This window comes from Flavobacterium sp. LMO8 (assembly GCF_009495755.1).
GTDB lineage: Bacteria > Bacteroidota > Bacteroidia > Flavobacteriales > Flavobacteriaceae > Flavobacterium.
Genome location: NZ_WIBJ01000004.1, coordinates 20,893 through 27,235 on the forward strand (window position 1 = coordinate 20,893; position 6,343 = coordinate 27,235).

The following is a 6,343-nucleotide window of genomic DNA, read 5'->3' on the forward strand; positions in this document are numbered from 1 at the left end:
TTACAATTCTTATTTTAATTTATTTTTTCTCATTTTACCATTGTATAGTTTTTATAACTAGTGATATTTCAAACTCATTAATTTTTTTGTAATTTAAAATTCTAATAAAATTTTTGATAATGAAAAATCTATTACTTTATTTTGCTTTGTTTTTATCATTTTTAATAAATGCTCAAATAGGTATAAACACAACTGATCCTCAAGGTTCTTTAGAAATATCATCTTCAACAGATGGTTTATTGATTCCAAGAGTTGCTTTAACAGCTACAACCACTGTTACTGTTACCACTCCAACTGTTTCTGAACTTGTGTACAACACCGCTACAGTGGGTGATGTTACCCCTGGATTTTATTACCTGAGTACTGCTACTGGTCCATGGATTAGACTTGCAACAGGTGTTTCAGGTTGGTTAAAGACAGGAAATAACGATATTATTGATGGTACCAATTTCTTAGGAACAACAACAAATGTCGATCTTGCCTTTAGAAGAAATAATGTTGCAGCTGGTAAATTAGGAACAACCAACACGTCTTTTGGGCTCCAAGCACTAGCTAGTACAACTTCTAATAATGAAAATACGGCTTTTGGTTATCAGGCTTTATATTTAACTATTCCTGCTGCTAATACTGCTTTTGGTTATCGAGCAGCTGCTTCCAATGTTAATGGTTTAAGAAATGTTGCTTTTGGACATTCAGCCATGGCAAGTAATACTGCAAGTGACAATACCTCAATAGGTTTTCAAGCAATGTCAGCATTAAATACCCCCGCATCTGTATATAATGTTGCTGTAGGATTTCAAGCCATGCAAAATGCAACAACTGGTACAAATAATACCTTTATAGGAAAACAAACAGGTTTAAGAACCTCTGGTAATTTTAACGTTGCATTGGGCTCATCAGCGTTAGGATCTAATATTATTCATACTGGTAATGATAATACAATTATTGGAGCTTCAGCAGGTCTCACGCTAAGAGGGACTTCCAATAATAATGTTTTAATTGGAAGAGATGCTGGTAGCTTACTTATTACGGGCTCTAACAATATTTTAATTGGCCGAAATGCACAAGCAAGTACCACAACATCTAGTAATCAAATTGTGATAGGTGCAGGAACTACATCTATTGCATACGTAAATGCGCCTAGTTGGTCTTTCTCATCTGATAAAAGATTAAAAGATAATATTATAGATTCTCAATTAGGTCTAAATTTTTTAACAACAATACGACCAGTTTCTTACTATCGTATTGATGATGCAAATAAAAAAATGGAGTTTGGCTTTATAGCACAAGAATTAGAAATAGCCCTAAATAAATCAGGTATAAGTAATTCTGGTATTCTTTCAAAAACAGCTAACGGAATGTTTGCTGTGCGTTATAATGATTTTTTACCTATAACTATAAAGGCTGTTCAAGAACAGCAAGTGTTAATAGAAGAGCTTAAAAAAAATAATGAAGAGCTTAAGAAAATTAATGAATCTATTTTAAAACGTTTAGAAGCTTTAGAGAATAAATAAAGTTTTAATAAATTTAGCTTTTGTGAATATTTACCTAAATATATTAAGTCATTTAATTTTTTTAGCAAAAATTCAAAATCGTAACTTTGCAATTGAAAACTCATAAAATGCTAAAGCCAAATTTAAACGAACTCGGAAAACTTGCCAAAGATACACATATCGAAACCAAAAAGTATTTTGACAAGCTAAAAAAGAAAACACCTAAGAATTTGGATTATGTAATGCAAGATTTACACGATGCCGAATTCAAAAAAACGGATTGTTTGGAGTGTGCCAATTGTTGCAAAACAACTGGACCGTTGTTTACTTCGGCCGATATTGAACGAATTTCCAAAAGTTTGCGTCAAAAAACACAACAGTTTATCGACCAATATCTTCGCATTGATGAAGACCAAGATTATGTGTTGAAAAGTGTTCCGTGTACATTTTTAGATAGCGATAACAAATGTTTTATCTACGATGTTCGCCCAAAAGCCTGCCGTGAATTCCCACACACCGATAGAAAGAAATTCCAACAAATCTCAGATTTAACCTTGAAAAATGTAGCGATTTGTCCAGCGGCGTTTAATATTGTAGAGAAAATGAAGGAGAAGTTGCCGCTTTAAAAGTGGTCAGTGTTCAGTTGAAAGTGTTCAGTTTTCACAATCTTGTCATTCCGTTAGGAATCTCTTTCAGTGCTTTTATTCAATTTCAAAAATTCTTTTAAAATCAGTTAAAAGTTTATTTTTCTTTCGCCACATATAAAAACGACTAAAAATAATAAAACTAAACATCATTGGGTTTATTATTTGATATGCTTTTAAAGAAGCTGATTGTGTGTAAAGAATTAAATTAAATACGATAAGACCAAAGATTGGTATATATTTTAACCAATAATATCCAAATCCAATAGGCTTAACTTCATAATTTATTTCAGTTTGAGTTTCACTTTTTGGATTAATTTCTCCTGAAATGATATAGGGTGTTGGGAATAAAGTTGCATTTTCAGTAAGTTCAAATTTAGTTTTATCGAATGTTCCAAAAAAAGTTTTATCAGACTCCCCAGATATGGATGTGATAGCAAATGGAGTTCCTTTAATTTTTGGATTTCCAAGTTTTGTGTTTTTATATAAACGTTCTCTAAATTCTACGATGTTGATTTTTGAAATCATTTTACTTAAAAAAAAGTGATTATTGATTTGGTTTTGATATTTTCAAAAATTTAGTTTAATCTTGTTGAAATAACTTCTATGTTTAAATCATTTCCATTACAAGTAATTTTTGAAGTAACAGAAAAATCATTCGAAAGATAATTTGTCTTTTTAATTCCAATATTTTCAAGGTCTAAAAATTGAATATAGTCTTCTTTATTATAGATATAGGTTTTAATGATGTTAAAGTTTTTATCTTCTGAAAACCCTTTCAATTCGTATAAATAATTTTCGTTATTAGAAACAATTAATATGCTATAATAAAACTTGTTTTTGGTAAATGGTATATCGGTTTGAATAGTGTCTTTTGGATTAAACTCACAATTATAATTTTCGTAAAAAACAAATTCAGAAAACTTTTCTTTAGATTTTAATTTGTCTATCTCTATAATAATGTCTTTTCTGAATTCTAAAAGAAAATCAATATTAATCTTTAATTCTTCTTGTTTATAGATTTTAGAATCAGTTTTATTCAATTGACTAATTATTTGATTATTCCAATCATCAATAGAAATCGTTCTGTTTTCTTTTGAACAAGCCGAAAATACTAATAGAAGTAAAAGTAATAGTCTTTTCTCTTTCATCTTTTCTCTATTTTCTTCTATTCATAAATCAAATACTTCTTTCTCACTTCCTTAAACTGTTCCAAGCCTTCTTGCCACGTTTTTCTAATTTCTTTTTCGGTCATGCCGGCTTCAATTTGTTCGCGGAGTTTTTTGGTTCCGGCTAATTTGGTGAAGAAATCATTGAAGAAAACGGTTTTATCTGAGGTGTTTTCGTAAGCTTTCAATAACCACTTTAATTCTAAACGATTTACTTTTCTAATTTCGGTTAAATCTTCGCCAAAACATAATTTTCCATTATGAACAGGATCTTTAGCACCAAAATTCGGTTGCGGAGTAAAGCTAAAATCAAATTCGCTTTCTGGTAAAAAGGGCGAACCGTAAATTTGGAATTGTTTCTCAGTTCCGCGACCTAAACTTACATTCGTACCTTCAAAAAAGCACAAACTCGCATACAAATTAATCGATTGATCGTTCGGTAAGTTTGGCGAAGGCTTCACAGGCAAACTATATTTCATATCATGCGAATAGTTCAAACAAGGCGCTACTTTCAAATCGCACTGAAGTGCTTGTCCTGAGCTTGTCGAAGGATTTAACCATTTTTCACCATTAATCATTTTGGCATATTCGCCAATCGTCATTCCGTGTAAAACCGGAATTTCATGCATCCCAACAAAACTCTTATGTTCTTTTTCTAAAATTGGACCATCAATAATAGTTCCATTTGGATTTGGTCGGTCTAAAACTAAAAGCGAAATGTTATTTTCCGCGCAAGCTTCCATGACATAATGCAAAGAAGATATATAAGTGTAAAATCGCGCACCCACATCTTGCAAATCGAAAACTAAGATATCAATTCCTTCTAATTGTTCAGGTTTTGGCTTTTTGTTGTTTCCGTAAAGGGAAATAATTGGTAAATTTGTTTTAGTGTCTTTTCCGTCTATAATTAATTCGCCCGCATCAGCCGTTCCTCTAAAACCGTGTTCAGGCGCATAAATTTTCTGAAGATTGACGTTTTGTTCGATTAAAAAATCAACCAAATGTTTCTCTTTTGAAAGAATTCCAGTCTGATTCGTAACAATTCCAACGCGTTTGTCTTTCAATAAAGGCAAATAACTTTCAAAGTTTTCGGCACCAGTTTTAAAAGTGACATCTGTTGAAGTGGAGGTCAAAGTAATATTATCAGTTCTCGGTTTTATTTGCGGAATAGCCTTTTTGCTACTTCCACACGAAACGGAAAGGATTAGTAAACTAAATACTATTGTAAATCTATATATAGGGTATTTCATAACTATTTTTTAATCTGTGTAAATCTGTGTAATCTGAGGCAAAAACTTTATGTATATTTGCCTTAATAATAATTTTAAAACCTTGAATTTAGAATATTTCATAGCCAAAAGACTAATTACTGCTAAAAGTTATAAAAGTAGTATTTCTTCGCCAATTATAAAAATTGCGATTACGGCAATTGCCATCGGAATTATTATGATGATTATGGCGGTGTCAACGGGTGTTGGGCTTCAAAATAAAATTCGTGAGAAAGTTTCCGCTTTTAACGGACATATTATTATTTCTAATTTCGATGATAATCAATCGCAAGTCACTACCGAACCTATTTCTATCAATCAAAATTTTTATCCCAAATTCGAGAATGTAGAAGGAATCAGTCATGTGCAAGCCGTAGCAAGCAAAGCTGGAATCATTCGTACAGAAAAAGCGTTCGAAGGCATCATATATAAAGGTGTCGGAAAAGATTATAAGTTCACCAATTTAGAAGAATATTTGGTTGATGGTAAAATCCCAAATCTAAAATCCGAGTTAAATACCGAAGTTTTAATTTCGGAATACTTAGCCAAACGACTACAATTAAAGGTAGGCGATAAGTTTCTAACCTTTTTCATGAAAGAAAACGGAAAACTTCCAAATAAAAGAAACTTTCTAATCACTGGAATTTTTAACTCAGGTTTTCAAGAATTCGATGCTACTTATATAATAGGAGATATTCGACACGTGCAATTGATTAATAAATGGCAACCAACAGAAGTCGGAGCATTCGAGGTTTTCGTAGACGATTTCGTAAAAATCAAAGAGAAAGGAGAGGAAGTTTATAAAGAAATTCCGCCTACTTATAATAGTATCACCATCGAAGAAAAGTATTACAGCATTTTCGAATGGCTAAAATTGTTTGATTTTAACATCTTGGTTATTCTAATCGTAATGATTATCGTAGCCACCATCAATATGGTAGTCGCATTATTAGTCCTCATTTTAGAGCGCACCCAAATGATTGGAATTCTAAAAGCCATGGGCGCCAACAATTGGAATGTCCGAAAAATTTTCCTCTACAACGCATTTTACTTAATCGCTCGAGGTTTGTTTTGGGGGAATCTGATTGCTATTTCATTGTTATTAATTCAAAAGTTCTTCGGCCTAATCCAACTCAATCCTGAAAACTACTACGTAAACGAAGCACCAGTAAGTGTCAATTTACTTCACATAGTATTATTAAATATTGGAACTGTAGTCGTTTGTTTGTTGGTTTTACTAATTCCATCTTACATCATTACCAAAATTTCACCAGTAAAAGCAATACGTTTCGATTAATTTTTGGAAGCAGACATTCATTATTTCATAAGACTCTCAGTCCCGCTGTCCGTTATAATTTTTTTTACCTTGTCAAGTTGAGCGAAGTCGAAACAAGGTAAAAAAAGATTTCCACTTCCATCGGGGCTATTCAAGACGTTTGGTATTCCAGATGACTATCGCCACGACTCGTAAGGCGAGCAATACTTTGCCCTTGCCCTTGCTCTTGCCCTTGTTCTTTAATTCCTCAGTTAAGTCATAACCCCAACTCCAACAAGTGCAGCGTCCGACACTTCGGACCGACACTTCGGACTCTGTGTATCTCATTCAACACAATCCATATCAAAAAAACTCGGTGAATCTCTGTGTACAACTTCACACAACCCCAAATTTAAAACCACACCTATATATAATATAAACAATACATTTAAAGAATCCCCTTTTGTGTGCTTAGTACTTTCCTTGTGTCCTTAGTGGTTAAACTTTAAAAAAA

The 6,343-nt window shown here is 32.3% G+C and carries 6 protein-coding genes; 3 read left to right on the plus strand and 3 right to left on the minus strand.

Annotation, left to right across the window (positions count from 1 at the left end; translation table 11 throughout):
• Nucleotides 1-119 precede the first annotated feature (119 nt).
• Together GFJ94_RS00275 and GFJ94_RS00280 are read left to right on the plus strand one after the other, a co-directional pair.
• Nucleotides 120-1,514 carry a tail fiber domain-containing protein gene (locus GFJ94_RS00275; RefSeq protein WP_153199276.1) on the plus strand — a complete coding sequence of 465 codons (1,395 nt, stop codon included), beginning with the start codon at nt 120-122 and terminating at the stop codon, nt 1,512-1,514.
• 107 nt (nt 1,515-1,621) lie between these two features.
• Entirely contained in the window at nt 1,622-2,119 is a 498-nt protein-coding gene (locus GFJ94_RS00280) for a YkgJ family cysteine cluster protein (protein ID WP_153199278.1), read from the plus strand.
• A gap of 75 nt (nt 2,120-2,194) precedes the next feature.
• On the opposite strand, the gene GFJ94_RS00285 is transcribed toward GFJ94_RS00280, so the two are convergent.
• Genes GFJ94_RS00285 through GFJ94_RS00295 form a run of 3 tightly spaced genes read right to left on the minus strand, consistent with a single transcriptional unit; the run spans nt 2,195 to nt 4,556 of the window.
• Nucleotides 2,195-2,665 (minus strand): hypothetical protein, encoded by a 471-nt coding sequence (locus GFJ94_RS00285; RefSeq protein WP_153199280.1) that lies wholly within the window; start codon nt 2,663-2,665, stop codon nt 2,195-2,197.
• A gap of 50 nt (nt 2,666-2,715) precedes the next feature.
• The gene (locus tag GFJ94_RS00290; protein WP_153199281.1) at nt 2,716-3,288 is read right to left on the minus strand and encodes a hypothetical protein; all 573 of its coding nucleotides are present in this window, start codon (nt 3,286-3,288) and stop codon (nt 2,716-2,718) included.
• Nucleotides 3,289-3,305: 17 nt separating this feature from the next.
• On the minus strand, nt 3,306-4,556 hold the full coding sequence (locus GFJ94_RS00295; protein WP_153199283.1) for an exo-beta-N-acetylmuramidase NamZ domain-containing protein: 1,251 nt from the start codon (nt 4,554-4,556) through the stop codon (nt 3,306-3,308).
• Between the two features lie 82 nt (nt 4,557-4,638).
• Here GFJ94_RS00295 and GFJ94_RS00300 point away from each other — a divergent pair, with 82 nt between their 5' ends.
• Nucleotides 4,639-5,871 (plus strand): ABC transporter permease, encoded by a 1,233-nt coding sequence (locus GFJ94_RS00300; protein ID WP_153199285.1) that lies wholly within the window; start codon nt 4,639-4,641, stop codon nt 5,869-5,871.
• Nucleotides 5,872-6,343 lie beyond the last annotated feature (472 nt).

What these genes read in the sequence shown, in the direction of transcription:
- GFJ94_RS00275 (WP_153199276.1), top strand. Translation starts at nt 120, where the DNA reads ATGAAAAATCTATTACTTTATTTTGCTTTGTTTTTATCATTTTTAATA.
- GFJ94_RS00295 (WP_153199283.1), bottom strand. Translation starts at nt 4,556, where the DNA reads ATGAAATACCCTATATATAGATTTACAATAGTATTTAGTTTACTAATC.
- GFJ94_RS00290 (WP_153199281.1), bottom strand. Translation starts at nt 3,288, where the DNA reads ATGAAAGAGAAAAGACTATTACTTTTACTTCTATTAGTATTTTCGGCT.
- GFJ94_RS00285 (WP_153199280.1), bottom strand. Translation starts at nt 2,665, where the DNA reads ATGATTTCAAAAATCAACATCGTAGAATTTAGAGAACGTTTATATAAA.
- GFJ94_RS00280 (WP_153199278.1), top strand. Translation starts at nt 1,622, where the DNA reads ATGCTAAAGCCAAATTTAAACGAACTCGGAAAACTTGCCAAAGATACA.